General features: G+C 58.5%; 13 protein-coding genes and 1 pseudogene. 7 read left to right on the top strand and 7 right to left on the bottom strand.

The features are described from left to right. Positions 1 to 81: 81 nt before the first annotated feature. Entirely contained in the window at positions 82 to 801 is a 720-nt protein-coding gene (locus AC1U7K_RS03715; RefSeq protein ID WP_480249447.1) for an HAD family hydrolase, read from the top strand. Beyond that, positions 798 to 1,040, top strand: a complete 243-nt coding sequence (locus tag AC1U7K_RS03710; protein WP_480249446.1) for a hypothetical protein — start codon at positions 798 to 800, stop codon at positions 1,038 to 1,040. The genes AC1U7K_RS03715 and AC1U7K_RS03710 overlap by 4 nt, the downstream gene beginning before the upstream one ends. A gap of 13 nt (positions 1,041 to 1,053) precedes the next feature. On the opposite strand, the gene AC1U7K_RS03705 is transcribed toward AC1U7K_RS03710, so the two are convergent. The 5 genes and pseudogenes from AC1U7K_RS03705 to AC1U7K_RS03685 all read right to left on the bottom strand — a co-directional run bounded on the left by AC1U7K_RS03705 (position 1,054) and on the right by AC1U7K_RS03685 (position 7,973). After that, positions 1,054 to 1,608, bottom strand: a complete 555-nt coding sequence (locus AC1U7K_RS03705; RefSeq protein ID WP_480249445.1) for a nucleotidyl transferase AbiEii/AbiGii toxin family protein — start codon at positions 1,606 to 1,608, stop codon at positions 1,054 to 1,056. Then, positions 1,568 to 1,792 (bottom strand): hypothetical protein, encoded by a 225-nt coding sequence (locus AC1U7K_RS03700; RefSeq protein ID WP_480249444.1) that lies wholly within the window; start codon positions 1,790 to 1,792, stop codon positions 1,568 to 1,570. The genes AC1U7K_RS03705 and AC1U7K_RS03700 overlap by 41 nt, the downstream gene beginning before the upstream one ends. Positions 1,793 to 1,831: 39 nt before the next feature. After that, positions 1,832 to 4,819, bottom strand: a pseudogene (locus tag AC1U7K_RS03695) (type I restriction endonuclease subunit R); the annotation flags it as partial. Next, entirely contained in the window at positions 4,756 to 5,877 is a 1,122-nt protein-coding gene (locus AC1U7K_RS03690) for a restriction endonuclease subunit S (RefSeq protein WP_480249443.1), read from the bottom strand. The pseudogene AC1U7K_RS03695 and the gene AC1U7K_RS03690, both read right to left, overlap by 64 nt. Continuing rightward, positions 5,874 to 7,973 carry a type I restriction-modification system subunit M gene (locus tag AC1U7K_RS03685; protein WP_480249442.1) on the bottom strand — a complete coding sequence of 700 codons (2,100 nt, stop codon included), beginning with the start codon at positions 7,971 to 7,973 and terminating at the stop codon, positions 5,874 to 5,876. The genes AC1U7K_RS03690 and AC1U7K_RS03685 overlap by 4 nt, the downstream gene beginning before the upstream one ends. A gap of 524 nt (positions 7,974 to 8,497) precedes the next feature. On the opposite strand from AC1U7K_RS03685, the gene AC1U7K_RS03680 reads away from it, so the two are divergent. From AC1U7K_RS03680 to AC1U7K_RS03660, 5 genes are all read left to right on the top strand, one after another. Next, positions 8,498 to 9,250, top strand: coding sequence for a PEP-CTERM sorting domain-containing protein (locus AC1U7K_RS03680; protein WP_480249441.1), 753 nt, complete (start codon positions 8,498 to 8,500; stop codon positions 9,248 to 9,250). A gap of 133 nt (positions 9,251 to 9,383) precedes the next feature. Then, on the top strand, positions 9,384 to 10,460 hold the full coding sequence (locus AC1U7K_RS03675; RefSeq protein WP_480249440.1) for an aminoglycoside phosphotransferase family protein: 1,077 nt from the start codon (positions 9,384 to 9,386) through the stop codon (positions 10,458 to 10,460). Between the two features lie 150 nt (positions 10,461 to 10,610). Beyond that, positions 10,611 to 11,342, top strand: coding sequence for a nucleotidyltransferase family protein (locus tag AC1U7K_RS03670; RefSeq protein WP_480249439.1), 732 nt, complete (start codon positions 10,611 to 10,613; stop codon positions 11,340 to 11,342). 20 nt (positions 11,343 to 11,362) lie between these two features. Beyond that, positions 11,363 to 12,139: a DUF72 domain-containing protein gene (locus tag AC1U7K_RS03665; protein ID WP_480249438.1), complete on the top strand. Its 777-nt coding sequence runs from the start codon at positions 11,363 to 11,365 to the stop codon at positions 12,137 to 12,139. After that, the gene (locus tag AC1U7K_RS03660) at positions 12,136 to 13,791 is read left to right on the top strand and encodes an alpha-glucosidase (protein WP_480249437.1); all 1,656 of its coding nucleotides are present in this window, start codon (positions 12,136 to 12,138) and stop codon (positions 13,789 to 13,791) included. The genes AC1U7K_RS03665 and AC1U7K_RS03660 overlap by 4 nt, the downstream gene beginning before the upstream one ends. 105 nt (positions 13,792 to 13,896) lie before the next feature. Here the strand turns inward: AC1U7K_RS03660 and AC1U7K_RS03655 are convergent, their stop codons facing one another. Both AC1U7K_RS03655 and AC1U7K_RS03650 read right to left on the bottom strand, forming a co-directional pair. Then, positions 13,897 to 14,055 (bottom strand): hypothetical protein, encoded by a 159-nt coding sequence (locus AC1U7K_RS03655; protein WP_480249436.1) that lies wholly within the window; start codon positions 14,053 to 14,055, stop codon positions 13,897 to 13,899. Between the two features lie 24 nt (positions 14,056 to 14,079). Continuing rightward, the gene (locus AC1U7K_RS03650; protein ID WP_480249435.1) at positions 14,080 to 15,936 is read right to left on the bottom strand and encodes an AsmA family protein; all 1,857 of its coding nucleotides are present in this window, start codon (positions 15,934 to 15,936) and stop codon (positions 14,080 to 14,082) included. Positions 15,937 to 16,005 lie beyond the last annotated feature (69 nt).

Genomic DNA, 16,005 nt, shown 5'->3' with positions numbered 1-16,005 from the left:
TTTCCAATGGCGGACGGAACGATGACCCTTCTTCATCCTCTGATACCCGCTGGATCGCGATAGGCGCACAATGGCAGAACCATGAAGGTAACTCAGTCAGGGGCGGGTCCGATCGTCTTCCTGTTCGACGTGGACAATACGTTGCTGGACAACGACGGCGTGACGGCCGACCTGCGTCGACATTTGGAACAGGAAGTGGGGCACGAGCGCCAGGAGCGGTATTGGGCACTCTTCGAGGAATTGCGCCGCGAGTTGGGGTATGCGGACTATCTTGGCGCACTGCAGCGATACCGGGCCGAGTACCCCCGTGATCCGCACCTGCTCACGGTCTCGCACTATTTGATCAACTATCCCTTCGCCGAGCGGCTGTTCCCAAAGGCATTCGAGGCGATCCGGCATGTCCAACAGTGGGGACAGGCTGTCATTCTCTCGGACGGCGACGTGGTCTTTCAGCCGAGAAAGATCGAGCAGGCGGGACTGGCCCGTGCCGTCGACGGCCACGTCCTCATCTACATTCACAAGGAAGATGAGCTTGCGGACGTGGAGCGCCGCTATCCCGCCGAGCATTACGTGCTGATCGACGATAAGCCGCGCATCATCGCGGCCATCAAAGAGCGCTGGCGGAACAAGGTGACAGCCGTGTTCGTGCGGCAAGGGCACTACGCCTGCGATCCGAGCGCTCCACCGCCGCCCGCCGACCTGACGCTTGAAGACATCGGCGAGTTGCTGCAGTATGATCTCTCGGCATTCCGAGGGGGCCGTAGACGATCGGATCGGGAGCAGAAAGGAATTCCAACATGACAAGCAGAGTGACGATGTCTCTTCTCACCGCTGCATTGCTGCTCGCGGTATCGGCCTGTATGAGTGACAGCCCGATCGGTCGAACCGGTCCCACCGCCTACGACCAGCGTGATGCGTATGGCCGCCCAATGCAGCCGAGACAACCCTCGCCATGGGACATGCGGCAGAATCAGCAGCAACTCGGTCCTTCTACTTGGTACGGCTGTCCGCAGCAGAGCCCGCGGTGCTTTCCGGACTGACTGGCGGAGTTCGTTAGGAAAGTCGTCGGTGGATTTCTTTGAATCGTTCGACGTACGGCTCGGTCGTCGCGTCTTGGAAGTTTTGGAGCCAGCGGCAAACGTAGCCGGTATCGACGTTCGGGTTCTTGAGCAGGACGATCTTCACGTCTTCCAGGTCCCGAGGCCGTCCCCCAATGATCTTATGGATGATTAAGTCTTCGACGGAAGTAAACCGCACGGCCGTGCGTCCCATCTGTACCGACTTCGTCCGCTGTAGCGCGTGCTGCTCATAGGGCGACCAAGAAAAAATGAAATCGACGCGCAAGCCGCTGCTCTTCTCTTCACACGGTAACACCATGGTCTTGCCGACGAATTCGGCCGGATTCGCGACGCGGGCCGCCAAGCCGATCTGTTCACAGGCCCTCAGGATATCGGGCACACGATCGGCATCGACTCCCAACGTGATGTCGATGTCGCGCGTCAGCCGAGGCTCTCCATAGAGGAGAACGGCTTGGCCGCCGATCACCATATAGGGGATGCCCGACGCGTCAAGCGCGTGGCCGATCTTTTCCAGTAGCTCTTGAAACATTGATCACCCGCGCCATGGCAATCTTCGTCTGCAAGTTCTCCGACGACTCTCCCGAAAAGGCCCCAAGCGCCCGCGCGTGCTCGTACATGGCCTCCATGATTCGCAGGTTGTGCCAGTAATCGGGCGGCGTGCGGCGGATCTCCGCCTCTTCCCATTCGTGCCAAAACTGCGTGTCGCGAATCATGCGGTTAACTCCAAGCATTTTTGGGACGTAACGCGAAAGTCACTTCTCCATGGAAGGAGATGAATCTTGAGAAGTTGATGAACTTCCTCGGACCGTTTCAAAAATCTCTCGGGCAAGGATCGGGAAGGCGGAGCCCTGAAAATCTTGGTCGGTCATGTAGCGCGTCACGATCTGATCGTTTTCGGTGAGCCTTTCGATCATGAAATCCTCAATGAGTTTCCGAATGCCGAGTTCGAACTTGTCGAGCGGGTTGGCGAGAGCCGTCTCGATCACGTGCGTATCCTTGCAGGCTTTCTCCTTGATCTGCTGAAAAAAGAGCCGGTCCTCCTCCGTGAATTGCGTGCCGAAACGCTCGTTCAATACCTGGATGATTTCCGAGAGCGGCGCCTTCTCCTCCTTCGCCTTGCCCGTTCCGACTTCCGTCGGGCTTTTCACATACTGCGCATCTCCTTCCTTTAACTCAATGGCTCCGGAGAAGACGCGTTCCAGCCGGTAATATTGCAATGCCACTTCTTCGCCCACTTTCACGACCTGCCCTTCCCGGTCCGATGGGAGATGTGGGAGGAGAAATCGACCATAGCTGTAGAGCATTTCCAATTCGGGATCGGCATACGGAATGATTTGGCTGAGGAAGGCATATACCTGCACATAGCCGCTCAGTTTGTCCCGAAATTCTCTTCGCTTCTCTTCGTCGGGAATGGTTTTGAAGCGGTCCACGGCCGGCTGAAGGTGGCGCTGCATGTGGGCATGGTCGGCCGGACTCTGCTGCTCCGGTGGCTTGTAGAAGATTCGTGCAAATGCCTCGACCTCGTTCCAGTGATACACCTGGGCCTGATCCAGTTCATGTTTCAGCGTTTCGAGTTTCGAAGGATCAGACGTCTCCTGAATGCCGGTCTTGTCGTAGTATGGTTTGAACGCTCGGTAGATGGTCTCCGAGTCGTTCACGAAATCCAGAACGAACGGGGCGTCCTTCCCCGGAATCATCCGGTTCAAGCGTGACAACGTCTGCACGGCCTGCACGCCGTCCAGTCGCTTGTCTAGATACATGGTGTGGAGCAACGGTTGATCGAAGCCGGTCTGGTACTTATTCGCGACCAATAAGATCTGGTAGTCCGCCGAATCGAAGCGTTCAGGGAGCTGCATTTCGCTGATCGGTTTGCCCGTGACTATGTCCAAATTCATGCTCGGCTCGGTGTATTCCTGTCCGGTCTCCGGGTTTTCGACCGTGCCGCTGAAGGCCACAAGGGGGCGAATATCGGTGTAACCGTGCTCCGCGATGTAATGATCGAACGCGAGTTTGTAGCGCACCGCGTGCAGCCGAGAGGAAGTGACGACCATCGCCTTCGCACGTCCGCCCAGACGATGTCGGACACTCCGCCGAAAATGCTCGACCATGACCTCGGTCTTCTGCTCGATGTTATGGGGGTGCAGGCTCATGAATTTCGCCAACGCCCGGACGGCCTTTTTCTTCGGGAGTGTCGGGTCATCCTCGGCCGCCTTCAACAGGCGAAAATAGGTGGCGTAGGTGGTGTAGTTGGCCAGCACGTCGAGGATGAAACCTTCTTCGATGGCTTGCCGCATACTATAGATGTGAAACGCTTCGGGCTTGCCGTTAGGACCGATCCTGCCGAACAGCTCGATCGTCTTTCCTTTCGGCGTGGCGGTGAAGGCGAAAAAACTCAGATTCGGCTGCCGGCCGCGTGATTGCATGACTTGGTTGAGCCTGTCTTCCCAGTCCGATTCTCCTTCTTCGGTATCCATTGCCGGTTCGCCGAGTATTGATTTCAGCTCTCGCGCGGTCTCTCCGGTTTGGCTCGAGTGCGCTTCATCGACGATGACCGCGTATTTCCTTGCGGCAATGGCAGCCTGCCAGGCCTTGGCCTGCTGCTTCTCCTCGGTGGTTGCCTTCTCTTGGTTTTCGGCACCTGCTGCATGGAGCAGACCTCGGAGCACGAACGGAAACTTCTGCAAGGTCGTGACGACGATCTTCGTGCCGTCGATCAAGGCCGCTGCGAGTTGCTTCGAATCTTCGTCGATCGCTTTCACGACGCCTTGCGCATGCTCGATCTGGTAGATCGCATCCTGTAGTTGCTGATCCAGCACACGCCGGTCGGTGATCACGATGACACAGTCGAACACCTTCTGGTCGGCTTCATCGTGGAGGCTCGCCAGCCGATGGGACAGCCAGGAAATACTGTTGGTCTTCCCGCTGCCCGCTGAATGTTGGATCAAGTAGTTGTGCCCAGGTCCCTCCTGACGAGTCGCGACCACCAGCCTCCGCACGGCATCGAGCTGATGGTAACGGGGGAAGATCAGCGTTTCTTTGGTCACCCGCTTCTTGCCGCCTTGACCGTCATCTACCTTCTCCTCTTTCTTTTCGAGGAACATGAAGTGGCCGAGAATGTCGAGGAAGCTTTCGACCTGTAAAACCTCTTCCCAGAAGTAGCCCGTGCGATAACCGGAACGATGCTGTGGATTTCCCGCCCCACACTGCACGTCCCCCGGACGGCTGCCGCGGTTGAACGGTAAGAAATGCGTGACTTCCTTCCGCAGGCAGGTCGTCATGTGGATTTCATCAGGGTCGGCGGCGAAATGGACCAACGCCCGTGCCTTGAACTGGAACAAGGGCGCCCTCGGATCCCGGTCCTCCTGATACTGCCTCACGGCGTGGCGCCAATTCTGACCCGTACCGGGGTTCTTCAACTCGCAGGTTGCCACCGGCAGACCGTTGACCGCGAAGAGCAAATCCACGGTGTGTGATGTGCCGGGATGACAGGGGACTTGCCGCGTTACGGTCAGGCGGTTCTTCCTGAAGAGTTCCAGAATCTCATAATTCAATCCATGCGCGGGCTTAAAATACGCGAGCCGAAACATCTTGCCGTAGAACTTGAAGCCATGGCGCAGAACATGAAGCGTCCCTTTGAGAGCGAGTTCTTTGACCAAGGTGGTGATGAGGAGGCTTTTCAACCCTTCCCCATGCAGCGTCCGCATCTGCTCCCACAGCTTTGGCTGCGTATCCTGAGTAAAAACAGCGGCGATAAATGAGTGAGCATGTATTGTAAGAAATGCACATCATTACCGCGGAGGTCGATACTGTAGAGAGTGGTATTGAGCGGCCAGTAATCTTCTTCGACCAGATAAAACTGCCCAATCGTGCCGTAGCGTCCGGTGATTATTCCTGGCCCTTTGGCTACTGCTTTTGAATGGCTAGCAGAGACGCCCGAAGAAGATACCACAGGAATTTTGCCCTCCTCGCGTTCGTCCGATGGCAGATCGTGACCACGTTGGAACATGATCGCCCATTTGAGTTGCTCTACCTCCCAATGCTCCGGAATGTCTCCGAGCCATTCGATGCCTGAGTGCTTGAGTTTCGGATAAGGAGTGAGGCCGGCGGCACCGGCGGCTTCGGGCGGTAGCCCGCGGGTGACTGTCTGTGAAATGAGTGCAGCTCGTTTTTCCTTCAGCTTCTCGATCAACTCCCGCTTCTTCACCACCAGCGTGTCCAGCTTCGCCGTCTCGGTATCCAGAAAATCGGCGATGGCACATTGTTCGATGAGAGATGGTAGCGGAATCTCGGCATCTCCAATTGAACTTTTCGGAAGCCCGTAGCGCGTCACTCCTGTAGCGGCAATTTGGAACTGCTGGTTTACCGCACAGGACTGAAATAATCGAAGCAGAAAACGACCAAGCAGTATTCCTTGAGCAGGTCGAACAATGGCAAGGTGGTAGCCGCATACAAGGTCTGGTGCTGATTCGACCACGAGGGCAGGAATAGCTATGTCACTCCACTCCTCGGAGTCTTTGGTAATTACAACGTCATCCACATGCAGACTAAAGCGACGAACTTCGTCTGCCGTCGCCGTCGTCTCCATCAATCCCATTTGTGGGCGGATATAGTGGTTGTAATAAACGTCTGTGTAATTGCAGAGACGGACCGGCATCTCTTTATCGGATGCGACTTTATCGACATTGCTAACATAATGAGCAGAGGCAGTTTTCAGTCGTCTTACCTCCCAATGCTCCGGCACGTCGCCAAGCCACTCGATGCCGCTTGCTTTATATTTTGGATACGCCAGGTATTTCACGCCGTCACGTCCTTCAACAACGCGAGGATTTCATTTTCCAGCGCCTTAATGTCCGCCTCGATCTGCTCCAATGGCCGCGGTGGCTCATAGCGGTAGAAGTGACGGTTGAGCGGGATTTCATACCCGATCTTGGTCTTGTCGTGATCGATCCAAGCGTCCGGTACGTGGGGCAGGATTTCGCGCTTGAAATACTCCTCGATGTTCTCCTTGAGCGGCACCGTTTCGGTGTCGCGCAGTTCGGGATCGGGTTCGGGATGACCGTCGCGGTCTCGGCAGATCTCGGCCGTGTCGTCCCGCTCACCGAGGGCGTTCAACACTGCTTTGAGTTCGGATGCGCTGAGCCGCACGGCATGCTTGCGGTCTAATTCCTTGAGGTCGGCGAGAAAATCTTGGCGGTCTTTGTACAGTTTCTCTCCGCCTGCTTTGGCCAAAGCACGCAGTAGGGTACGGATCGTTTCTTGCCGTTTCTTACCGGCTTCAATTTCTTTGAGCCGCTGGTCTTCTCTTTTCTTGTTACTGGCGGCGAGATTCTTGACGCCGCTTTCTTCTTCCAACCGGGCAATCCGCTCTTCTTTGCACTGAAAGTTGAGTCGCAGCGGGCGTTCGACCGTGATCTTGTGAAAGCCGAAGTCGGCGTTGTCGAAGACCTTGCTGACGGTCAGCGTCTTTTGTCGGCCGTCAACGGTAAAGGTGCGCATCTCGCCGTCCGTGAAGTTGCCGAAGATGCGCGTGATCTCGCCGATCTGATCCGGTTCGCCTTCATCTTTGTCTCCGATCTTGTTGCGCTTGTTGCCGAGGCTCTTGCGCATCTTGACGAAGAACTGGCGCGCGTCGATGAGCTGGACCTTGCCCTTGCGCGGCTTTTCCTTCCGGTTGGTGAGGACCCAAATGTAGGTGGAGATGCCGGTATTGTAGAAGAGCTGATCGGGCAGCGCGACGACGGCTTCCAGCCAGTCGTTCTCGATGATCCAACGGCGGATGTTGCTCTCGCCGCTCCCGGCATCGCCGGTAAAGAGCGGCGAGCCGTTGAAGACGATGGCGATGCGGCTGCCGCCGTCCTTGGGCGGCCGCATCTTGGGGAGCATGTGCTGGAGGAAGAGCAGCGATCCGTCGTTGATTCGAGGAAGGCCGGCGCCGAACCGTCCTTGGTCGCCGAGCGTCTCGTGCTCCTGTTCAATGAACCGGGCCTGCTGCTTCCACTCCACGCCGAACGGTGGATTCGCCAGCATGTAGTCGAACGTAATCTTCTTTCCGTCCTTGTCGCGATCGAAGGCGTCTTGGGTGAAGCTATCGCCAAGGCGGATATTGTCGGCATCCTCGCCTTTGATGAGCATATCGGACTTACACACCGCCCACGCTTCATCGTTCCAGTCCTGCCCGAAGAGAATCGGGTTCGCTTGGCCGTTTAGGTCGCGGATGTATTTTTCTGACACGGAGAGCATGCCGCCGGTGCCGCAGGCCGGGTCATAGATCGTTTTCACGACATGGCTGCGGCGGAGGTCCTTCTCAGGGGAGAGAAGCAGGTTGACCATCAGCTTGATGACTTCGCGCGGCGTGAAGTGCTCTCCCGCTTCCTCGTTCGATTGTTCCGCCCCGATCCGGATCAGTTCCTCGAAGACATAGCCCATCTGTACGTTGTCCACGCGGTCGGGGGAGAGATCGACGTTGCGGAATGCCTTGATGACCTCGTAGAGAAGATTTTTCTCCGCCATACGGGCGATCTGCTGATCGAACGCGAAGCGCTCCATAATGGCACGAACGTTCGGTGAGAACCCGTTGATATAGCTGTTGAGGTTTGGCGCGAGCTGATTGGGATCATCGAGCAGCTTGCCGAAATCGAGCTTCGAGAGGTTATAGAACGGCCGACCCGTAATCTTCTGAAGCAGGCGTCGAACGACGTTCTCCGGTTTGGTCTTCATCGCGGCGTGCTGCTGAAGGACCTTTGCCTTAGTTGGAGCCAACAGGCAATCGAAGCGGCGGAGCACGGTGAGCGGCAGGATAACCTTGCGGTACTCATTCCGTTTGTAAGGCCCACGCAACAAATTACAAATTTTCCAAATGAAGTCGGCGAGCTGAGAATGGGTTTCAGGACTCATGAACAATTCCTTCAATGCGCCTCAAACGAAACTACGAGGGTCGTGACACATGTTTTGAGATGTCGATTGGACTGGAAGAATAGCGTTTCTCCCTTAACGTGACAACGGGAAGATGGTGGGCAACCGAACCCATGCGCTGATATGACGATCGACATTCGGAATGCAGCCCAATCGCCGATTGTTTGGGAGGAGGTGAATCACAGATCGGGTGTAATCTAGTCGACTGTTCCGCCTCGCTTGTAAAACAATCCGACAGCCTTCCGAAGTTCGCGTCATGCCTGTTCCCTAACGCATTGCACTCCAAGTGGTATTTCTCGCTCAGCTTCCCATCTGGTCACTGTAAAGGAAGTTGACGCTTCTACAGCGTCCGCCGCGAACGCTCCGCGCCTCGGCACTTCACCATCGCGAAATCCAAGCTAGTTATAAAACACTAGTAATGGAACAGCTATTGCTTAAGTATCAAGAAGTATATCGAGCGTCGATGGTTGGCGATGTTTGGTCCATTTATGAGGAGGAAACCCATAATGTACGTCATCACACGGCTGCTGCTCGTCGTTCTTATGCTTTCCGCAGCCACTGAAGCACACGCCATCTCTTCCTTTGGTCAGCCGGTTCAGGCCCTCACCGGAGCAGGCGCCAATACTCAAGCAGTGCCGAATTGCGGATCCGGCGCGTGCTACAACAGCAGCACCGGGCAAATCGGCTTCTACATCCCGCTCAATTCCGCCGATAACGGCATCTATGGTGTTACCAATCACCCGGGCGGGAAGTCGGGGACGTTCGCCGATTCCGTCTTCGCCCCCTTCACGAATAACAATGCGTTGACCATGTATCTCCGGTTCTCTCCCGTTGCCGCACCCCCGCTGGCGTTGGCCGTCCTGTCCTTCACGTTCACCGATCTGGACCTGATCGGGGGAAACGATCCGGCGGGCTTTTTTGAAACGGTGAAATTCTTCTCCTCGACCGGCACGTTGCTGGCCGATGTCGATGCGTTAAGCGATTCGGCCTCCTCGCCCTTTGCCTTTACCGTCAGCGGGAACTCGACGTCGCAGAACATCACCTTCTCCGATGTCCGATCCATCGTCTCGAACCCGTTCTACGTCCAGCTGACGTTCGGGTCCAGGTCCACGGACAGAGGGCTGTTCACGAATACACTGGAATCGTTGACCGCAACGTTGACGACGACGACCGCAGTCCCCGAGCCGTCCTCGCTGCTCTTGTTCGGGACCGCTTTCGCGGCCATTGCCATTGCCCGTTGGCGCCTCGATAGACGGTAATGCGACATCGATAGCACGGTTGCGCCAGCATTTCATTGAACGGGAGCCGGACGGCTCCCGTTTTTTTTGGATCATGGCAGCGATCAGGTGCTGACGTGACAACCTAGGCCTTCCTCGTTATAATTTGTCTCCGATGACCGTTGCTTCACCGGCGCCGCCCGATTTGGGGTTAATCGCCGAGACCATTCACGCCAAGATTCCTTTTCACGCCGAATTCTCCCGTCTGGTGCCTCTCGCCGGCGATGCGTCCAATCGACGCTATTTCCGGGTGATTCTCAATGGCGGCTCACGCTCGCTGATCCTCATGCAGCTCGCCTCGCCGGAGGCCTTCAAGCAGTCCGAAGAAGCCATCAGCGGGGCGAAGACGGAGATTCGGGAGCTACCCTTTATTAATGTGTTGAATCACCTTGCGAAAGCCGACGTCTCCGTCCCGGTGTTGTACTACTACGATCACGCGGCGGGCTTGCTCTATCTGGAAGATTTCGGTGACGTGACGCTCGCGGAGGCGTGCCGGAAAGATCCGGGACAGAGCCGGCGTTTGTACCACGACGCCATCGATATGCTAATTCGTATCCACACACAGGCAACCGTGCCGGCGAACCCGAAGTGTATCGCGTTCGCTCGCGCTTTCGACGTCCCGCTGCTCATGTGGGAGTTCGAGCATTTCTTGGAATACGGGGTCGTGGCGAGGCAGGGCAAGCCGATGTGCGCGGATGATGCGGTGTCCATCCAAGCCGAGTTCAAAAAAATCGCGGAGCTGCTCGCCGGGCAACCGCGGGTCCTGACCCATCGTGATTATCACTCACGAAACTTGATGGTCGATCACGACCGCCTCGGGGTGATCGATTTTCAAGACGCGCTGATGGGCCCCGCGGTCTACGATGTGGCCTCCCTGCTGCGTGATGCGTACATGGCATTGGACGAGTCGTTGATCGAGGAGCTGATTGCCGCGTATGTGGACGGCATGGCGGCGGCCGGGTCTCGATTCGGAAGCCGTGACGAATTTCGTCGGCTGTTCGATCTCATGAGCATCCAGCGCAATCTCAAGGCCGCCGGCCGATTCGTCTACATCGATCGCGTGAAGCACAATCCCAAATTTCTGGCCGACATCCCGCGTGTCCTCGGCTACGTGAAAAGGAACCTCGCCAAATATCCCGAGCTGGCAACGCTCCGCCGCCACCTCACGCCGTATGTCCCGGAACTGCAATAGGAACAAACCGTTCGAGGTTCGAGGTTCGAAGTGCGAAGGTTTTGAGGGAGAGATTTATTGTTTCTCTCTGGGAATCTCGAACTTGGAATCTCCAACTTTCCTCAATCTTCGAACTTCGAACCTCGAACCTTGAACGTCTGTTTGGTTCCCATGCGCGCGATGATCCTTGCGGCCGGTCTCGGCACCCGCCTCCGGCCCTTGACGCACACCACGCCCAAGCCGCTTCTGCGTGTCGCTGGCCAGCCGTTGATCGTCTGGAATCTCCTCCTTCTGCGGCATCACGGCGTGCGCGACGTCATCATCAACCTTCACCATCTCGGACACCTGATCGAGAAAGAACTAGGCGATGGCTCGGCGCTCGGCATGCGGATCGAGTATTCCCACGAGACGACGCTGTTGGGAACCGGCGGTGGGCTGAAGCACGCGGAATGGTTTTTGCAAGGCGGGCCCGTGCTCGTGCTGAACGGTGACACGTTGGTGGAATTGGATCTCACCGAGCTGCTACGATTCCACCGGGAGCAAGGGCCGCTTGCGACGATGGTCGTTCGGCAGGATGCGGAGGTCGATCGATGGGGCGCGCTGGAAATTGACGCACGAGGGCACATCATTCGGATCAATGGTCGCGGCCGTTCCACCGGCACACCCATCCACCGGCGGATGTTTGCCGGCGTCCACGTGATCCATCCGCGGCTGCTTTGTGATGTGCCCCCCGGCGAAGAATCGTCGATCATCGATGCGTACGTTCGGGAGATTACCCGGGGCGAAACGGTCCTCGGCTACGAGATGACCGGCTACTGGTCGGATGTCGGCACGCCGGCGCGCTACGCCGACGCCCAACGGGATGCCGAGGCCGGCGTCATCAACCTTCGTGCGCGACAGTAGCAGCGATACAATGACACGGCATGGCTGCGCGCCAGGCGGGACGGCTGTGGATCGGAACGTCGGGATGGACGTATCGGAGTTGGCGTGGTCGGTTCTACCCTGAGGAACTCGCAAGCCGTGAGTATTTGGCGTTCTATAGCCGTGAGTTTGCGACGACCGAAATCAACTACTCCTTCTACCATGTGCCACGGCCCGAGACCTTCGACAAATGGGGCCGACAGGTCCCCGAGGATTTTCTCTTCTCGGTCAAAGCGAATCGACTGCTGACCCATATCAAACGCCTGCTCGATGTCGATGAAGCATGGCGCACGTTTGTTCACAATGCCCTGGCCCTGAAGGAACATTTCGGGCCGATCCTCTTACAGTTCCCGCCGAGTTTTCGAAAGGACCTGAAGCGGTTGTCGGCCTTTCTTGATGAAGCCTGGGACGTCGTGGCGACGAAGCATAGTGGCCGTGACAGGCTGCGGCTCGTGTTCGAGTTTCGACATGACTCCTGGTTCGCCACCGAGACGTATCGATTGCTGAACCGCCGCGGCGCGGCGCTGTGCATCGCTGATGGCGCGAAGTATCGGCGTCGGGACGTGGTGACCGCCGACTTCGTCTACATCCGCTATCATGGCCGCAGCCGGATGTTCGCGTCCAACTACTCCGATGATGAATTGGCTCAGGAAGCGCAGGCACTTGCTCAGTATCTCGATGACGGCCTCGACGTCTACGCCTATTTCAACAACGATGCGGAGGGGTATGCCGTGACAAATGCACGCGCGTTGAAGCGTCTACTGGAGGGCACGCGATGACCGGTACGAGCGGCCGACCGTGGTGGCAGGAGGCGGTGGTCTATCAAATTTACCCGTGGAGCTTTCAGGACTCCAATGCTGACGGAATCGGGGACCTGCCGGGCATCATCAACCGGCTCGACTATCTGAACGGCTCGCCGCATTCGCTCGGTGTCGATGCGATCTGGCTCTCACCCATCTACCCCTCGCCGATGAAAGATTTCGGCTACGACGTGGCCGACTACTGCACTATAGACCCTCGGTTCGGCACGCTCGCGGATTTTGACCACCTCGTGCGAGAGGCCCATCGCCGCGGGGTTCGCATTCTGATGGACCTCGTGCTCAATCACACCTCCGATCAGCATCCCTGGTTCCTCGAATCGCGGGCCTCACGTTCTTCGCCCAAGCGAGGCTGGTATCTGTGGGCCGACTCCGGCCCATATGGGCGGCGGCCCAGCAATTGGGTGGCGGTGTTCGGCGGCTCCGCGTGGGCGTGGGATGCGGCGACGCAGCAGTACTATCTGCACTCGTTTCTCACCGAGCAGCCCGATTTGAATTGGACCCATCCCGGCGTCCAGGCCGCAATGCATGACGTGATGCGGTTCTGGCTGGATCGCGGGGTGGCGGGCTTTCGCTTGGATGCGATCAACTGGATCGGCAAAGATCAGAACTGGCCGAACAACCCGCGCCGCTATGGCGCGCTCCGGTCCTATTTACGCCAACTGCATCACTACAACCGCGATCAGCCGTTTGTGCACGACGTCTTGAAACTGCTTCGCACATGGACCGATGCGTACCCGGATGCGGTGATGGTCGGCGAGGCGTCTTCGGACACGCGTGGAGGGCCGGCGACCTTTTACGGCAACGGCAGCGATGAGCTGCACATGGTCTTCAACTTTCGGCTGCTGAAATCCGCCTGGGACCCCGAGCGATTCCGGCGGATCATCCGAGAGTGGGATGGCGCGATCCCGCCGGGGGGATGGCCCACGCAGGTCTTGAGCAATCACGATCAGAGCCGGCACTACACGCGTTATGGCCGGGCGGTCGATTCGGCCACCGCCGCTCGGCGCGCACGCGCGGCGGCCGTCCTGCTGTTGACCTTGCGGGGCACGCCGTTTCTCTATTACGGCGAGGAGATCGGGATGCGCGACGTCAAGCTCCGCTACCGCGACCTGCGCGATCCTTACACCAAACGCTACTGGCTGCTGCAATCGGGGCGCGATCCGGCGCGCACGCCGATGCAATGGGACGGTACGCGCCACGCGGGGTTCACGTCCGGCACGCCCTGGTTGCCCATCTCACCCGACTCTCCGTCTGTGAACGTCGCGGTCGAGTCCGGCGACCCGACATCGCTTCTCTCCCTCTACCGGAGACTCATCGCATTGCGGAAAGCCTCGCCGGCGTTGCGTGCCGGCCGGTATCGCGAAGTGGAAGGCGCGCCACTGTCCTGCCTGGTCTATCTCCGTGAGCACGACGGCCCGCCGGCGGCCCACATGCTCGTCGCGATTAATTTCACCGCCGCCCGCCAGGCATTCTCGCTGCCGGGCGTTACAGCAGGCGGTGAGGTTCTCCTCACGACGTCTCTCGACTCGACTCAGAAACGCTTCGACCCGTCGCACATCACCTTGCTGCCCGATGAAGCGATCGTCGTTGTACTTGACGCAGGTACTTGACGCGACAGGACCCATCGGATGAACCACCGACGGGCAATGGCGCGTCAGAGTTTCCAACCGGTCATTGCATTTGATCACCGGGAACGGTGTCGCCCGGAGGCGACATCAAATAGAGGCGTCGCGAAGCGACACCGCTTCCGGCGTTCGATCGCCATTGACGGTCGGAAACTCTGGCGCGTCACGGCCGGCAGGGTGATCGACCGATGGTCCCTGTCGCGCCAAGACGTCGGTATCTGGCGCGCCACGGCCGGCTGGGTTATCCACCCGCGGTTCCTGTCGCGCCAAAAACTACTGGCCAAAGAGCCGCTTCAGGCCTTTATCGAGATCGACTTTCTTCCCCTTCAGCAGATCGTCCACCGTCTCTTTGACCTGTTCCTTGACGCGCTGCTCGACCTTTCCGGTGAGCGCTTTCGAGTCCAGCCGATAGACAGGCGCCTGCGTCGTGCCGGTGATCACGAGCGGGACCGTCAGCCTGCTTCCGTTCATCGCCAGGCGCACGGCCGGCGCGGTGGCCGCAATCTGCCTACTCAGCTCTTCCGACAGAGTCAGGTTCGCCTTCAGGTTCAACGCTTGGTCGAAGGTGACCGTGCCCGTCGCCGTACCGTGAAAGTCCCGGCTATCGATCAAGAGACGATCCACATGGATCACCCCGTTCTTGACGCCGAAGGCTCCGTCGACGGACGAAAATACCGTGGCAGGTTGCGTCGACACCTTCACGCCGACGGCCTTCAACAAGGTCATCGCCTCTTGCAGCACATTGATGCCTTCGATCGTCCCGTCCTTGACGGTAAAGGATCCGGTCCCACGCAGGTCGGACGTGAGCGCGGGGCGCGAGAAACCCTGGCCCTGCAGGGTGAGATCGGCTTGCGCAACTCCGCTGACGTTCACCTTATCCGTCATCGCAGCGAGAAGCGAACCCAACTGGACGCCTTGCACGAGCACGTGACTATCGAACAATGGCTGCGCCGAGCCGAGCGTCAGGCCGCCTTGCGAGGCCATGTGACCGCCTAAGAGCGACAGCTTCAATGAATCCACGGTGGCGCGCTGGCCCTTCAGATGAGCCCCGAGCTTGAGATCGGTGACCTCGATGGATTGCTTCAGCGGGAGGGTGACGGGGAGATCGGACGAGTGGATCACAGGTGACGTGGCCGTGACAGTGGCTTCACCATTGACGAGGGCCCCGGCGACGTTGATCACCGACTGTCCCATCACGACGGCCAGCGTGGCGCTCTTGATCGTTGCGGACTCCAATGGCGGTGTGTTCAGTTTGGTCGGGTAATCCGCTTCCGCTTGGATCCGCAGATCTTTCACCTGGACCGGCTTCGTCAGCGGCAAGGCGAGCGGGAGGTCCGCTGTGTTGATCAGTGGTGACGCGATCGTGACCGCGGCGTGGCCGGCGACCGCACTACCGGTGACGGACGCGTGCGCTTTTCCTGCCGCGATCTGAAGGTCGATGGACTTGAAGTCCAGGGACTCGGCGAGCGGCCCGAGCGTCCCCTCGATGGTGATCGGCAACTGGAACGGCTGGAGCGTGGCGGCAAGATGCACGCGCGCCATGCGGCCGAGCCGGACGGATTCCATGGACACATTCAAATCCTCGAGCCGGTATTCGGCGGTCTTCGTCTGTGAGCGATCCGTGAAGGTCAAGGCGCCGTTCGCCACGCCGACCTGATCGACCGCCAGCATGGCGAGCACGCGCAGCGGCCCCTCGGGAGCCGGCAGCGGGGCTTCTTTCTCCGCCGATGGCGACGCCGGCCCTTGTTTCCCAAGCGTCGACACGTTCATCACCCCGTGCTGATTCTTCAGCACGGTAATCGCCGGCTGTTTCAGCGCGATCTCTTCGATTTCGACGCGGCCACTCAACAGCGGAACGAGCTTGATTCCAATATCGAGTGACGCCAACGAGGCGAAGGGCCCCGTCCCGAACGCGGGATCCTCGAGTACCGTGAAGCCGGCGATCCGCACGCCGAGGCGCGGAATGATGGTCAGCCGGACGTCTTCGAGCGTGATCTTCCGATTGAGCGCATCTTCGATCAGCGGCCGGTACCGGTCCTGATATTTGTTGAGATCAATGAGGAACGGGAGCGAGAGGAGCGCGAGAGCGAGCAGAATCAGGAACAGCACGAGACCCAGCACGATCTTCATCCGTCCTCCTTTCGGCGAGACGCAGCGGCAGTGTAGGGACGAGGACCGGAAAAAACAAGAACGAGCGCG

The organism is Nitrospira sp. Vd2 (genome assembly GCF_979581665.1).
The sequence above is the reverse complement of the archived record's forward strand: the minus strand, read 5'-3'. Positions and strand labels throughout refer to the sequence as shown.